The sequence below is a fragment of the Sphingomonas sp. ABOLG genome (genome assembly GCF_003950435.1).
In the GTDB taxonomy this organism is placed as follows: domain Bacteria; phylum Pseudomonadota; class Alphaproteobacteria; order Sphingomonadales; family Sphingomonadaceae; genus Sphingomonas; species Sphingomonas panaciterrae.
Map to the genome: position 1 here is coordinate 1 of NZ_QQWW01000029.1, position 13,507 is coordinate 13,507.

Annotated in this window: 12 protein-coding genes; all 12 read left to right on the plus strand. The window is 68.2% G+C overall.

Going from position 1 to position 13,507, the window contains the following annotated elements; translation table 11 throughout:
• Positions 1-174: 174 nt before the first annotated feature.
• The 12 genes from CA236_RS18070 (at position 175) to topA (ending at position 12,929) form a co-directional block, all read left to right on the plus strand.
• Positions 175-711, plus strand: coding sequence for a glycosyl hydrolase 108 family protein (locus CA236_RS18070; protein WP_125946662.1), 537 nt, complete (start codon positions 175-177; stop codon positions 709-711).
• A 13-nt stretch (positions 712-724) separates the two neighbouring features.
• On the plus strand, positions 725-1,132 hold the full coding sequence (locus CA236_RS18075) for a holin family protein (protein WP_125946663.1): 408 nt from the start codon (positions 725-727) through the stop codon (positions 1,130-1,132).
• A gap of 132 nt (positions 1,133-1,264) precedes the next feature.
• Entirely contained in the window at positions 1,265-1,810 is a 546-nt protein-coding gene (gene hslV, locus CA236_RS18080) for an ATP-dependent protease subunit HslV (RefSeq protein WP_082102736.1), read from the plus strand.
• Positions 1,811-1,909: 99 nt separating this feature from the next.
• Complete coding sequence (locus CA236_RS18085) at positions 1,910-3,331, plus strand: amidohydrolase (protein ID WP_046407994.1); 1,422 nt, start codon at positions 1,910-1,912, stop codon at positions 3,329-3,331.
• A complete protein-coding gene (locus CA236_RS18995; RefSeq protein WP_206430623.1) occupies positions 3,328-4,620 on the plus strand; it encodes an amidohydrolase family protein in 1,293 nt (430 codons plus the stop codon). The genes CA236_RS18085 and CA236_RS18995 overlap by 4 nt, the downstream gene beginning before the upstream one ends.
• 88 nt (positions 4,621-4,708) lie before the next feature.
• On the plus strand, positions 4,709-6,652 hold the full coding sequence (locus tag CA236_RS18100; protein ID WP_125946666.1) for a heme lyase CcmF/NrfE family subunit: 1,944 nt from the start codon (positions 4,709-4,711) through the stop codon (positions 6,650-6,652).
• Entirely contained in the window at positions 6,649-7,176 is a 528-nt protein-coding gene (locus tag CA236_RS18105; RefSeq protein ID WP_046407989.1) for a DsbE family thiol:disulfide interchange protein, read from the plus strand. Before CA236_RS18100 ends, CA236_RS18105 begins: the two co-directional genes overlap by 4 nt.
• A gap of 17 nt (positions 7,177-7,193) precedes the next feature.
• Positions 7,194-7,607, plus strand: coding sequence for a cytochrome c-type biogenesis protein (locus CA236_RS18110; RefSeq protein ID WP_241212746.1), 414 nt, complete (start codon positions 7,194-7,196; stop codon positions 7,605-7,607).
• A 79-nt stretch (positions 7,608-7,686) separates the two neighbouring features.
• Entirely contained in the window at positions 7,687-8,481 is a 795-nt protein-coding gene (locus tag CA236_RS18115) for a glutathione S-transferase family protein (RefSeq protein ID WP_125946668.1), read from the plus strand.
• A 31-nt stretch (positions 8,482-8,512) separates the two neighbouring features.
• Positions 8,513-9,868: a cytochrome P450 gene (locus CA236_RS18120; protein WP_125946669.1), complete on the plus strand. Its 1,356-nt coding sequence runs from the start codon at positions 8,513-8,515 to the stop codon at positions 9,866-9,868.
• On the plus strand, positions 9,868-10,248 hold the full coding sequence (locus CA236_RS18125; RefSeq protein WP_125946670.1) for a hypothetical protein: 381 nt from the start codon (positions 9,868-9,870) through the stop codon (positions 10,246-10,248). Before CA236_RS18120 ends, CA236_RS18125 begins: the two co-directional genes overlap by 1 nt.
• Before the next feature lie 83 nt (positions 10,249-10,331).
• Entirely contained in the window at positions 10,332-12,929 is a 2,598-nt protein-coding gene (gene topA, locus CA236_RS18130; protein WP_125946671.1) for a type I DNA topoisomerase, read from the plus strand.
• Positions 12,930-13,507: the final 578 nt, after the last annotated feature.

Below are 13,507 nucleotides of genomic sequence, written 5' to 3' on the forward strand. Positions count from 1 at the left end.
GTCCGGGTGATGACCTCCATCCGCCCCATCTCCTGACCTCCTTCTGGACTCCAGAAGGAGACCACCACAGGTCCAGACATCAACGGCTACGCCGGCTTGAACAACACGCGGCTTACCGGACGCTTACCTCCAACGCGCCTATGTTCTTCTTCTGTTCCAACGCAGGAGAGGAATATGATCGACGATCTCATCAACGGCGTGATCGACCGTGAGGGCGGCTACGTCCACCATCCGGCGGACCGCGGCGGCGCGACTCGCTGGGGCATTACGGAGGCGGTGGCCCGCGCGAACGGCTATGCCGGCGACATGCGCCATTTCGCGCGTGAGGCCGCCGCCGTCATCTACCGCCGCATCTACTGGCAGCGCCCCCGGATCGATGACGTGGCGCAGCGCGCGCCGAGCATCGCAGCCGAATTGTTCGACACCGGCGTCAACATGGGGCCGGCGGTCGCCGTCGCCTTCCTCCAGCGCGCGCTGAACGCGCTCAATCGCGGCGCACGCGATTACCCGGACATATTGCTCGACGGCCGCATCGGTCCGCAGACGCTGGGCGCGCTCGACGGCTTCCTCGCGACGCGCGGCGCGGCCGGAGAGACGGTGCTGCTCAAGGCGCTCGAGGCGCTGCAGGGCGAACGCTACGTCTCGCTCGCCGAGCGCCGCCCCGCAAACGAGGCATTCCTCTACGGCTGGCTCGCCAACCGCCTCGCCTGAAGGAGAAGGCAAAATGGCATTGCTCGATACCATCATCGGCCCGGTCGCCGGGCTGATCGACAAGATCATCCCCGATCCCAAGGCGCGCGAGGCGGCGAAGCTCGAATTGCTCCGCCTCAAAGGATCGCAGGAACTCGACCGGCTGAAGGCACAGATGGCCGCTGTGCTGGCGGAGGCGGAATCGCCCGATCCCTGGACCAGCCGGGCACGGCCGAGCTTCCTCTACGTCATGTACGTGCTGCTGCTCTGGTCGATCCCGATGGGGATCATCGCCGCCGTCAGCCCGTCGACCGCACGGGTCATCGCCAGCGGCATGAACGCCTATCTCTCCGGCATTCCGGAGCCGCTCTACGCGCTCTTCGCCACCGGCTATCTCGGCTACACCGTCGCGCGCGAATGGGGGAAGGCAAAGGCGCGGTGACCTCTTCTCTCCCTCCTGTGCGCAAGGTTCGGGAAGTTTGGCCCCCGCAAAACCCTGCCGTGCCGGCGTCCGGGGGTCTGTTCCACGCCCGCCATCCACCCTACATCGCGCGCCATGAGTGAACAAAGCAGCATGCCCGTCTGGCACGGCACCACGATCCTGTCGGTGCGTCGCGGCGGGAAAGTGGTCGTCGCGGGCGACGGCCAGGTATCGATGGGCCAGACGGTGATGAAGCCGAACGCGCGCAAGGTCCGCACGCTCGGCCCCGAAGGCAAGGTGATCGGCGGCTTCGCGGGCGCGACCGCCGACGCCTTCACCCTGTTCGAACGGCTCGAGGCGAAGCTCGAACGCCATCAGGGCCATCTGATGCGCGCCGCGGTGGAGCTGGCCAAGGACTGGCGCACCGACAAATATCTGCGCAACCTGGAGGCGATGATGATCGTCGCCGACAAGGACGTGACGCTGATCCTGACCGGCAACGGCGACGTGCTGGAACCGGAGGCGGGCATTGCGGCGATCGGCTCGGGCGGCAATTTCGCACTCGCCGCCGCCCGCGCATTGGTCGATTATGAAAAGGACGCCGAGACGATCTGCCGCAAGGCGATGGCGATCGCGGCGGAGGTCTGCGTCTACACCAACGATCGCCTCGTCGTGGAAACGCTCGACAGCGCGACCTGACGGGCCGCGCCGGCTGATTGCGACGGATTGCGGCGGATTGTTCCGGGGCGGCGGCTAAGCGCTTGTCTTCCGCCCCGCGTCCGTCCAATCACGGCGTCCATGACCCTCCGCACCCTTACCGCCGGGCGCTTGCTCGCGACCGGCGTCGCCGCGCTGTCGCTCGTCGCCTGCTCGCAGGGCGATGCCCGCCCCAAGACCGCCTCGTCCAAGGCGCCGGCCAAGCCCTATTCGCGCGATCCCTACCCCTCCACCTACCGCGCCTATCCGGGCGTGCCGACGGTGGTGCGCAACGTCACGATCTACGATGGCGAGGGCGGCCGGATCGACAATGGCCAGGTGCTCTTCGCCGACGGCAAGATCGTCGCGGTGGGCGCCAGCGTGAATGCGCCGGCGGATGCACAGGTGATCGACGGCACCGGCAAGTGGGTGACCCCCGGGATCATCGACATTCACAGCCACCTCGGCGACTATCCGACCCCCAGCGTCCAGGCGCACAGCGACGGGAACGAGGCGACCAGCCCGATCACCGCCGATGTCTGGGCCGAACACAGCGTCTGGCCGCAGGACCCAGGCTTCAGCCGCGCGCTGGCGAACGGCGGCGTCACCACGCTGCAGATCCTGCCCGGCTCGGCGAACCTCATGGGCGGTCGCTCGGTCACGCTCAAGAACGTCTATTCGCGCACCATGCAGGGCATGAAATTCCCCGGCGCGCCCTACGGCCTGAAGATGGCCTGCGGCGAAAACCCGAAGCGCGTCTACGGCTCGAAGAACCGCCAGCCCTCCACCCGCATGGGCAATATCGCGGTCGACCGCGCGACCTGGGCCAAGGCGCAGGATTATCGCCGCAAGTGGGACAAGTATGAGGCCGACGGCGGTGAGCCCCCCGCGCGCGATATCGCGATGGACACGCTGCGCGGCGTGCTGGCGGGCGAGATCCTGATCCAGAACCACTGCTACCGCGCCGACGAAATGGCGATCGTCGAGGATATGGCGAAGGAGTTCGGCTACAAGGTCACCGCCTTCCACCACGCGGTCGAGGCGTACAAGATCGCTGACCTCTTGAAGGCGAACGGCACCTGCGCCGCGGTCTGGGCCGATTGGTACGGCTTCAAGATGGAAAGCTATGACGGGATCGGCGAAAACCTCGCCATCCTCGAAAATGCCGGCGCCTGCGCGATGATCCACTCGGATGACGAAAACGGCATTCAGCGGCTGAACCAGGAAGTCGCGAAGGTGCTCGCCAGCGGTCGCCGCGTCGGCATCAACATCGCGCCGGAAGTGGCGTGGAAGTGGCTGTCGCTCGGCCCCGCAAAGGCGATGGGCATCGCCGACCAGACCGGCAGCCTCGTCCCCGGCAAGATGGCCGATGTCGTGCTCTGGAATGGCGATCCGTACAGCGTCTATACCCGCCCGGAAAAGGTGTGGATCGACGGCGCGCTCCTTTATGATGCCAATGATCCCAAGCGTCGCCCGGTGAGCGACTTCGAGCTTGGCCAGCCCGGTTCGGGAGACGTCAAGTGAAGCGCGCTTTCCTCCTCCTCGCCACGATGCTGACGAGCCCGGTCGCCGCGCAGACGGTCGCGATCACCAATGCGACGATCGCGGTCGGCGATGGCAGCGCCCCGGTCGAAAACGGCACGATCGTGTTCCAGAACGGCCGCATCGTCGCCGCGGGCAGCGGCGTCGCGGTGCCCGCGGGCGCGCAGGTGATCGACGGCAGCGGCAAATGGGTCGCGCCGGGCTTCATCGCCGGCTTCAGCGATCTCGGCATCAGCGATGCCGGCGGCGTGCGCGAAAGCAATGACACGGGCGCACGCACCGGACCGTTCAACGCCGCGATCGATGTCTCCACCTCGATCAACCCGGCCGAGGTGAAGATCGCCAACGAGCGATTGGGCGGCGTCACCCGCGCACTGGTCGCGCCGGAGGCATCCAACTCGATCTTCGCCGGCCAGGGCGCGGTGATCGATCTCGGCAATGATCCCAATGCCGTCACCCGCCCGCGCGCCTTCCAGTTCGTCGAGCTTGGCGAAGCCGGCGGGCGTCTCGCCGGCGGCAGCCGCCCGGCAGCCTATGCTGCGCTGCGCGATGCGCTGGCGCAGGCGGAGGATTATCGCCGCAACCCCGCCGCCTTCGGTGGCCGCGAAAAGGATTCGATGGTCAAGCGCGGCGACGCGCAGGCGCTGCTGCGCGTGCTCGACGGCAGCGTGCCGCTCGTCGTCCATGTCGAACGTGCGAGCGACATCCTGACCGTCCTCGCGCTGCCGCGTGAATATCCCAAGCTGAAGCTGGTGCTGACCGGCGTCACCGAGGGGTGGATGGTCGCGCGTGAGATCGCCGCCGCCCGCGTCCCCGTCATCGCCGCCGCGCTTGCCGATCTGCCGGCGCAGTTCGAATCGCTCGGCGCGGCCGAATCCAACGTCGGCCGCATGCGCGCCGCCGGCGTTCAGGTCGCGCTCGCCTCGACCGGCAACAATGGCGGGGAGCATAACCTGCGCCAATATGCCGGCAATCTCGTCGCGATTACCCGCGTGCCCGGCCACACCGGCCTGACCTGGGGCGAGGCGCTCGCCGCGATCACCTCCGGCCCGGCCGCCGCGCTCGGCATGGACAATGAACTCGGCTCGCTGCGCGCCGGCCGCCGCGCCGACGTCGTGCTGTGGGACGGCGACCCGCTGGAGATTGCCTCCGCGCCGACCGCGGTGTGGATCGATGGCCAGCCCCAACCGATGCGCTCGCGCCAGTCGCAGCTGCGCGATCGCTATCTGGTGCCGACCGAAGGCGCATTGCCCAAGGCCTATGAGCGCTGAGCAGCAGGTGAGCGGCGGTGGCTGACATGATCGTGGCCCCACCCGCGCGCGCGGCGGGCGTCCCCACGCGCGCAGCGGGCATGCCCGCATGATGGCGGAAGTCGGCCTCGCCGCCCTGTGGTTCGCCGCCGCGCTCGCGGCGATGCAATTGCTGCTCGCTGCCCTGGCGGTGAGGCGCGGCGACGATACGCTCGCCAGGGCGGTGCGCCCCGTCGCGATCGTTCAGGGCGGGCTGTCGCTCGTCGCCATGGCCGCGCTGATCGGCGTGTTCCTCCAATCGGACATGTCGGTCGCCTTGGTCGTGGCGAACAGCCATTCGGCCAAGCCGTGGCTCTACAAATTCGCCGGCGCCTGGGGGAACCATGAGGGGTCGATGCTCCTGTGGGTCACCATCCTCGGCCTCGCGGGTGCCGCGGTCGCCGCGCTCGAACGTCGCCTCGCCGAACGCACGCTGACGGCGACGCTCGGCGCGCAGGCGCTGATCGCGCTCGGCTTCTACGCCTTCCTGCTCTTCGCCTCGAACCCGTTCGCGCGGCTGGTCAATCCGCCGGCGGACGGTCAGGGGCTCAATCCGCTGCTGCAGGACCCCGGCCTCGCCTTCCACCCGCCGACGCTCTACGCCGGCTATGTCGGCCTGTCGGTCGCCTTCTCCTTCGCGGTCGGCGCGCTCGTCACCCGCGACGTCGGCCCCACCTTCGCCCGCGCGATGCGCCCCTGGGTGCTCGCCGCCTGGGTATTCCTGACGATCGGCATCACCGCGGGCAGCTACTGGGCCTATTATGAGCTCGGCTGGGGCGGCTGGTGGTTCTGGGATCCGGTCGAGAACGCCTCCCTGATGCCGTGGCTTGCCGCAACCGCTCTGCTCCATTCGGTTAGCGTGCTCGCCACCCGCGATGGGCTGCGCGCCTGGACGGTGATGCTCGCGGTGGTCGCTTTCTCCATGTCGATGCTCGGCACGTTCCTGGTCCGCTCGGGCATTCTGACGAGCGTCCACGCCTTTGCCGTCGATCCCGAACGCGGCCTGTTCATCCTCATCCTGCTGTCGCTCTACATCGGCGGCGCGCTGGCGCTCTTCGCGACGCGTATCGGTGTGGTGCGCGCGGGCAATACGTTCGAACTGCTGAGCCGCGAGGGGAGCCTGGTGGCCAACAACCTCCTCCTCTCGGTCATCCTCGGCATCGTCCTGATCGGCACCTTCTACCCGATCGTCGCCGCCGCGATGGGTACGCAATTGTCGGTCGGCCCGCCCTTCTTCGAGAAGGCGGCCGGGCCGATCGCGCTCATCCTTGTGGCGATCATGGCGGTCGGGCCGCTGCTACGCTGGCGCAAGGATGATGCGCAGGCGCTCCTGCAGCGGATGACCTGGCCGATCGCCGCCACCGTCTTCACCGCCGCGGCGCTGGTCGTGTTCGGCGGCGGGATCGGCATCATGCCGCTGATCGCGATCGCGTTGGCCGCCGGGCTCGCGGTCGCCAGCGTCGCGCCGCTGTTCGGCCGCAACCTGCGCCGCACGCCGCTGTTCGTCTATGGCATGGTCGTCGCCCATCTCGGCATTGCGGTCAGCCTCGTCGGCATGGCCGCATCCTCGGCGTACACCAAGGAAACGCTGGTCGCCGCCGGCGTCGGGGAGCCGGCGCGCGTCGGCCCCTATCGCGTCACCTTGCGCGGCATCCGCCCGGTGATCGGCGACAATTGGACCGCGCTGGAGGCCCGGCTTGAGGTGCAGCGCGGCGACGGCCCAGTCACCTTCCTCGCCCCACAATCGCGCTATTTCTCCAACCCGCCGACCACCACCAACGAAAGCGCGATCCTCACCAGCGCGGACGGCCAGCTCTACACCGTCATCGGCCAGCCCGATGGCGCGGGCCGCTGGCAGCTGCGGCTGTGGTGGAAACCCTGGGTGACGCTGATCTGGTATGGCGGCGGGCTGATCGCGCTGGGCGGCGCGCTGTCGATCCTCGGCCACTGGCTGCGCGATCGCCGGCAGAAGAAGCGCGCGGATGAGGCGGCGGAGGCGCTCGCCTGGGCATGAAGCGCTGGCTCCTCTGGCTACCGCTGGTCGTGTTCCTCGTCCTCGCCGGCTTCGCCGTACGTGAGCTGCGTCGGCCGAGCGACCGGACGGTCTATTCGGCGATGGTGGGAAAGCCCGTGCCCGACATCACCCTGCCGCCGATCGTCCCGGGCAAGCCCGGCCTCGCGCCCGCTGATCTCAGGACCGGCCAGCCGCGCCTCCTCAACATCTTCGCCAGCTGGTGCGTGCCCTGCATCGCGGAGGCGCCGCAGCTGATGAAGCTGAAGGCGATGGGCATTCCGATCGACGCCGTCGCGATCCGCGACACCGGCCCCGCCATCGCGACCTTCCTCGCCCGCCACGGTGACCCTTATCAGCGGATCGGCGATGATCGGGATAGCCAGGTGCAGCTCTCGCTCGGCTCCTCCGGCGTGCCGGAAACCTTCGTGATCGACGGGAAGGGCGTGGTGGTGAAGCAGCATGTCGGCGACATCCGCGACGATGACGTGGCCGCGCTGGCCGAGGCATGGCGCAACGCCCGGTGAGCGCGCTTCTGCCCCGCATGCTCGCCGCCCTCGCTGCCAGCCTGCTCGCGCTCGCCGGCCCCGCGACTGCGCAGACGCGTCCGCCGGCCGATTACGCCAACGTCCAGCTGCGCGATCCCGCCAAGGAGGCGGAGGCGAAGGCGCTGATGGAAACCTTGCGCTGCCTCGTCTGTCAGGGTCAGTCGATCGCCGACAGCGACGCCGACATGGCCGGCGACATGCGCAGCCTGGTGCGCCAGCGGATCGCCGCCGGCGACAATGCGACGCAGGTCCGCGACTGGCTGGTCGCCCGCTACGGCGATTACGTGACCTATGATCCGCCGATGAGCGCGGTCACCCTGCCGCTCTGGCTCACCCCGATCGCCCTGCTCGCGATCGGCATCTGGATCGCGCGGTCCAGCTTCCGCAGGCGCCGTCGCCGACACAAGTGAAAGTAGCGAAATAGGACTGGATTTGTCCGTCGCTGCCGCATAGCCTCTTCCACAACAAAAGTTATGGGGAGGGTGCGGCATGACCGTCACTTTGTGGGATCACCCGCTGTCGCCGTACGCGCAGAAGGTAAAGATCGCGCTGCGCGAGAAGGGCGTTCCCTTCGACACGGCGGTGCCCGGCGGGATCGGGGTCGGCGGCGCCGCGGGGGATTTCCTCGCCGCCAATCCGCGCGCGGAGGTGCCCGCGCTGCTCCATGACGGCACCGCCATCTTTGATTCGACCATCATCCTCGAATATATCGAGGATTACTGGCCCGACCCGGCGCTGCTCCCCGCCACCCCCGCCGATCGCGCCCGCGTGCGGATGATCGAGGAGGTGGTCGACACCCATCTCGAGGCGGTGAACTGGGGCCTCAGCGAATTGCGCTGGTTCCGCCGCGCCGAGGGTCCGCTGGGCGAAAGCCTCGCCACCAAGGCAGCCGAGCAGATCCGCGGCTACCACGCCTGGCTCGAACGCGCGCTCGGCGATCGACCCTGGTTCAACGGCGACAGCTTCGGCTGGGGCGACCTCAGCGTCGTGCCCTACCTCAACGGCTCCGCCGGCCACGGCGTGCCGCCAGCGCCGGGATCGAAGCTCGCCGACTGGCTCGCCCGCGCCAATGATCGCCCGTCGGTGCGCGACACCGTCGCCGATGCCGCCGCGACCGCCTCCACCGGCGGCATGGGCGATGTCGCGAAGCTCCTCGAACAGGGCCTCTTCAAGCGGGAATATCGCGACCACCGGCTCGAATGGATGGTGAAGTCCGGCGGGCTGGAGGTCGTCACCCAGGGCCTTGCGCGCGGCAACATCCGCTTCTCCCCCGATCTCACCTGACCCTCCCTCCGCCAGCCAGAGAAGACCGACCATGCATCTCGTCAGCGATCACATCATCGAGGGCCGGCAGGGCCCGACCTTCGACCAGGCATATCCGACGATCCCCGGCGCAGACCTCATCGACATCAAGCGCTTCACCGCCGGCCAGCCGTGGGACGATTTCCGCCGCATGCGCGAGGAAGCGCCGGTGATGTGGCATCCGATGCCGGGCAACGGCATCGGCTTCTGGGCGGTGACCAGCTATGATGGCGTGAAGCGCGTCAACGGCGATCCGGAGACGTTCAGCAGCGAGAAGGGCGGCATCCTGATGGCGCTCGGCCCGCAGGAAACGCGTCACCCGGTGCTCTTCTCCGCCTCGACCAACTCGATGATCAACCTCGACGGCCGCCCCCACCGGGAGCTGCGCCGCGAGCACATGCCCTATTTCACCGCCAGCTACATGAAGGGGCTGCGCGCCCGCGTCTCGGCCGAGGTCACCCGCCTGCTCGACACGATGGCCCCGCTCGGCAAATGCGACCTAGTCGAGAAATTCTCGCAACGCTTGCCGATCTTCACCCTGTGCGAAATGCTCGGCGTGCCGGAGGCCGACCGCGAGCGCTTCATCGGCTGGATCCACTTCCTCGAAATGGCGCAGCAGGTCGCGACCGAACAGGCGCAGCAAATCGCCAGCGGCGGCGAGCTCAGCCCGCAGATCCTCGCCTTCATCGAGATGTTCAACAAGAACATCGCCGAGATGTTCGAATACGGTCGCCACATGCTGGCCAAGCGCCGCGCCGATCCGCAGCCCGACCTGATGAGCGCGATCGCCAATGCCATGGTGGAGGGCGATCCGCTGCCCGATCCGTACCTCGACGGCGCCTGGCTGCTGATCGTCTTCGCCGGCAATGACACGACGCGCAATTCGATCTCCGGCGCGATGAAGCTGTTCACCGAAAATCCGGCTGAGAAACAGCGGCTTCAGTCCGACGGCAGCCTGCTGACCAATGCGGTGCACGAGATCACCCGCATGGTCTCGCCGGTCATCTACATGCGCCGCACCGCGACCCGCGATACCGAGATCGAGGGGCAGAGGATCGCCGAGGGCGAAAAGGTCATCATGTATTACGGCGCGGCGAATCGTGACCCGAAGATGTTCCCCGATCCCGACCGCTTCGACATCACCCGCGCCAATGCCGAAAAGAACATCGCCTTCGGCCACGGCCCGCACATCTGCATCGGCCGCATGACCGCCCAGTTGCAGCTGGAGGAAGCGTACCGCCAGATCTTCGCCCGCTTCCCCGACATCCGCTGGACCGGCGACATGGACATCGCGCCCAACAATTTCGTCCACGCCGTCCGCCGGCTGGAAGTGGAATTCACCCCCGAACGCGCCGCGCAGGCCGCCTGATGGCCGGCGGCATCGCGGCGGCGGGCGTACCGCGCTGGATATCCTGGTGGTTCCGCGGCGCGGCGATCTTCGGCCTCGTCGCGCTGCTGCCGCAATATCTCCTGCCGCAGCCGGCGGGGGCGGAGCTGGTGGCCTATGGCTTCATCGGCACCGCCGCCGCCTTCCAGCTCGTCTTCTGGGTGATCGCCGGCGATCCCGTCCGCTACCGCGCGCTGATGCTGCCCTCGGTGGCGGAAAAGCTCGCGTTCGGCGTGCCCGCGCTCCTGCTCTTTGCCTCCGGCAAGGCGCCGGCGCCGGTGCTGCTGTTCGGCGCGATCGACCTTCTCCTCGGCCTCGGCTTCTTCCTCGCCTGGCGTGCCATACCAATCCACCGCGCCTGAAATAGGGAGAACGCCGGCTTGACGGCGGGGGCCGGCGCTCTCCACCCTCGCGCATACGTGTGAGGATCACTAGTTAGGCGCCAATGCAGCTTGTAATTGTCGAATCGCCCGCAAAGGCGAAGACCATCGAAAAATACCTCGGCTCCGATTTTCGCGTTCTCGCGAGCTACGGCCATGTCCGCGATCTGCCGGCCAAGGACGGCTCGGTCGATCCCGACGCCGGCTTTGCGATGGAATGGGAAAATTACGCCGACAAGGCCAAGCAGCTGAAGGCGATCGCCGATCTCGCCAAGGATGCCGACCGCCTGATCCTCGCCACCGACCCTGATCGTGAGGGGGAGGCGATCAGCTGGCACGTCCAGGAAGTGCTGGCGAAGCGCAAGGCGCTGCCCAAGAAGGTCGACCGCGTCACCTTCAACGCCATCACCAAGCCGGCGGTGACTCAGGCGATGGCGAACCCGCGTGAGCTCGATACCGACCTCATCGACGCCTATCGTGCCCGCCGCGCGCTCGACTATCTCGTCGGCTTCACGCTGTCGCCGGTGCTGTGGCGCAAGCTGCCCGGCGCCAAGTCCGCCGGCCGCGTCCAGTCGGTCGCGCTTCGCCTGATCGTCGATCGCGAGCGTGAGATCGAGGCGTTTCGTGCGCAGGAATATTGGTCGGTCACCGCCGCCATGGAGCAGGACGGCACGCCTTTCACCGCACGCCTCGTGCAATGGGACGGCAAGAAGCTCGATCGCCTGTCGATCGGCACTGAGGGCGACGCGCTGAAGGCGAAGGCGGCGGTCGAGGCCGGGCGCTTCACCGTGGAGCGGGTCGAGACCAAGCCCGCGACGCGCAACCCGCCGCCGCCCTTCACCACCTCGACGTTGCAGCAGGAGGCGGCGCGCAAGCTCGGCTTCTCCGCCGACCACACGATGCGGATCGCGCAGCAGCTCTACGAGGATGGCGCGATCACCTATATGCGTACCGACGGCGTGCAGATGGACGGCAGCGCCATCGATGCCGCGCGCGGCGCGATCGCCAACCGCTATGACGCGAGCTACGTGCCCGACAAGCCGCGCCAGTATCAGACCAAGGCAAAGAACGCGCAGGAAGCGCACGAGGCGATCCGCCCGACCGATTTCAGCCGCGATCGCGTCGGCTCGGGCGACCATGCCCGCCTCTACGAACTCGTCTGGAAGCGCGCGCTCGCCAGCCAGATGGCCTCGGCGCGGATGGAGCGCACCACCGTCGACATGGCGGATGGGACGGGGCGCAACGTGCTGCGCGCGACCGGCCAGGTCGTGCTCTTCCCCGGTTACCTTGCGCTCTACGAAGAGGGGCAGGACGATAGCGCCGACGAGGATGCAAAGCGCCTGCCGCGGATGCGCGACGGCGATTCGCCCGCCAAGAAGTTGGTCGACGCCGAGCAGCATTTCACCCAGCCGCCGCCGCGCTTCTCCGAGGCCTCGCTGGTCAAGCGGATGGAGGAGCTCGGTATCGGCCGCCCCTCCACCTACGCCTCGATCATCAAGACGCTGAAGGACCGCGCCTACGTCCGCGTCGAGAAGAACCGCTTCTTCGCCGAGGAGAGCGGGCGGCTCGTGACAGCGTTTCTCGAGCGCTTCTTCGAACGCTACGTCGGCTATGATTACACGGCCGAGCTGGAAGAGGAGTTGGACGACGTCTCGGGCGGCCGCGCGCAATGGCAGGCGGTGCTCGAAAGCTTCTGGCGCGATTTCAAGCCGCGCACCGCCGAGGTGATGGAGTTCAAGCCGAGCGAAGTCACCGAACAGCTCGACGCCTTCCTCGCGCCCTATCTCTTCCCCGATCGCGCGGACGGCAGCGATGCACGGCTGTGCCCCAATTGCGGCAATGGCCGGCTCGCGCTGCGCGGCGGCCGCTTCGGCGCGTTCATCGCCTGCTCCAATTACCCCGAGTGCAAATACACCCGCCGCTTCGCACAGGCGGGCGCCGAGGGCGGCGACAGCGGTGAGCCCGAACAGCTCGGCCATGATCCGGAAACCGGCCTCCCGGTCGAGCGCAAGTCGGGGCGCTTTGGCCCCTATATCCAGCTCGGCGAGGGCAAGGATGCCAAGCGCGCCTCGATCCCCAAGGATGTGGGCGAGCTCGACCTCGAAATGGCGCTGAAGCTCCTCAGCCTGCCGCGTACGATCGGCCAGCACCCCGAAACCGGCAAGGACATCGTCGCCTCGATCGGCCGCTACGGCCCCTATCTGCAGCATGACGGGAAGTACGCCCGGTTGCAGAGCACCGCCGACGTGTTCGAAACCGGCATGAACGCCGCCGTGGTGAAGCTCGCGGAGGCCGCCGCCGGCGGTGGCCGCCCGCAGCGCGGCTCGCGCGAACCGCTCAAGGTGCTGGGCAAGCATCCGCGCACCGAGGCGGAGCTGAAGCTCATGGAGGGCCGCTACGGCCCCTATGTCACCGACGGCGAGACCAACGCCACTCTGCCCAAGACGATCGCTCCCGATGCACTGACGCTGGAGGAGGCCGCGCAGCTCATCGACGCGCGCGCCGCCATGCCGAGCAAGGGCAAGACCAAGAAGAAGGCGCCCGCCAAAAAGGCCGCACCCAAGAAAGCCGCCGCCCCGAAGACCGCGGCCGCAAAGAAGGCACCGGCCGCGAAGACGGGCGCCAAGAAGACGGCCGCCAAGAAGGAAGCCGCGGCGGAATAAACACCGGCCGGCCGGCCCCTGCCCCGCAGGGCCGGCCGTTCCGGCGCGGGAAAAACCCTTCCCATGCAAGAAAGGTCACCCGCCGCCGCGCCGATCGGCAAACGCCCGATCCGCGTCCGCTGCCCCGCGAAGCTGCCCCGCTCCGGGCATGATCCTCTGAAGAGCTACGGCGCTCGCGACCAGGATCGAAGTCGGCGGACAGCCGACCCCGATCCACGCAGCCCGACCAGGCCCGGCGGACCGCCTTCCCTCGGCACGCCCGCGCTCTTGCATCTACTTGCGCCGCCCTGCGCTGCTGCCACGCGCCCGTGACAGGAAATCGGGCCGGCAGGCTCGACACGGCGCTGGCAATTGGCGTCCTACGCGTCGTCATCGGACAACGCACACCCGATCCGCGCAGCGCTACCCGCCACCGGGCCCACCCGCCCTCGCCACCTACGCCCGCTCCCATCTGCATTTGGGCCCGCGCGGTAGCTACGCGTCGCGCGATAGGGGGTCGGCTCCGCGGGATCGGCACGCCGCATACGGTTGGAATTCTGGTCGCCGCCACTCATCCGCGCAGCCCAGCCCAGCCCAGC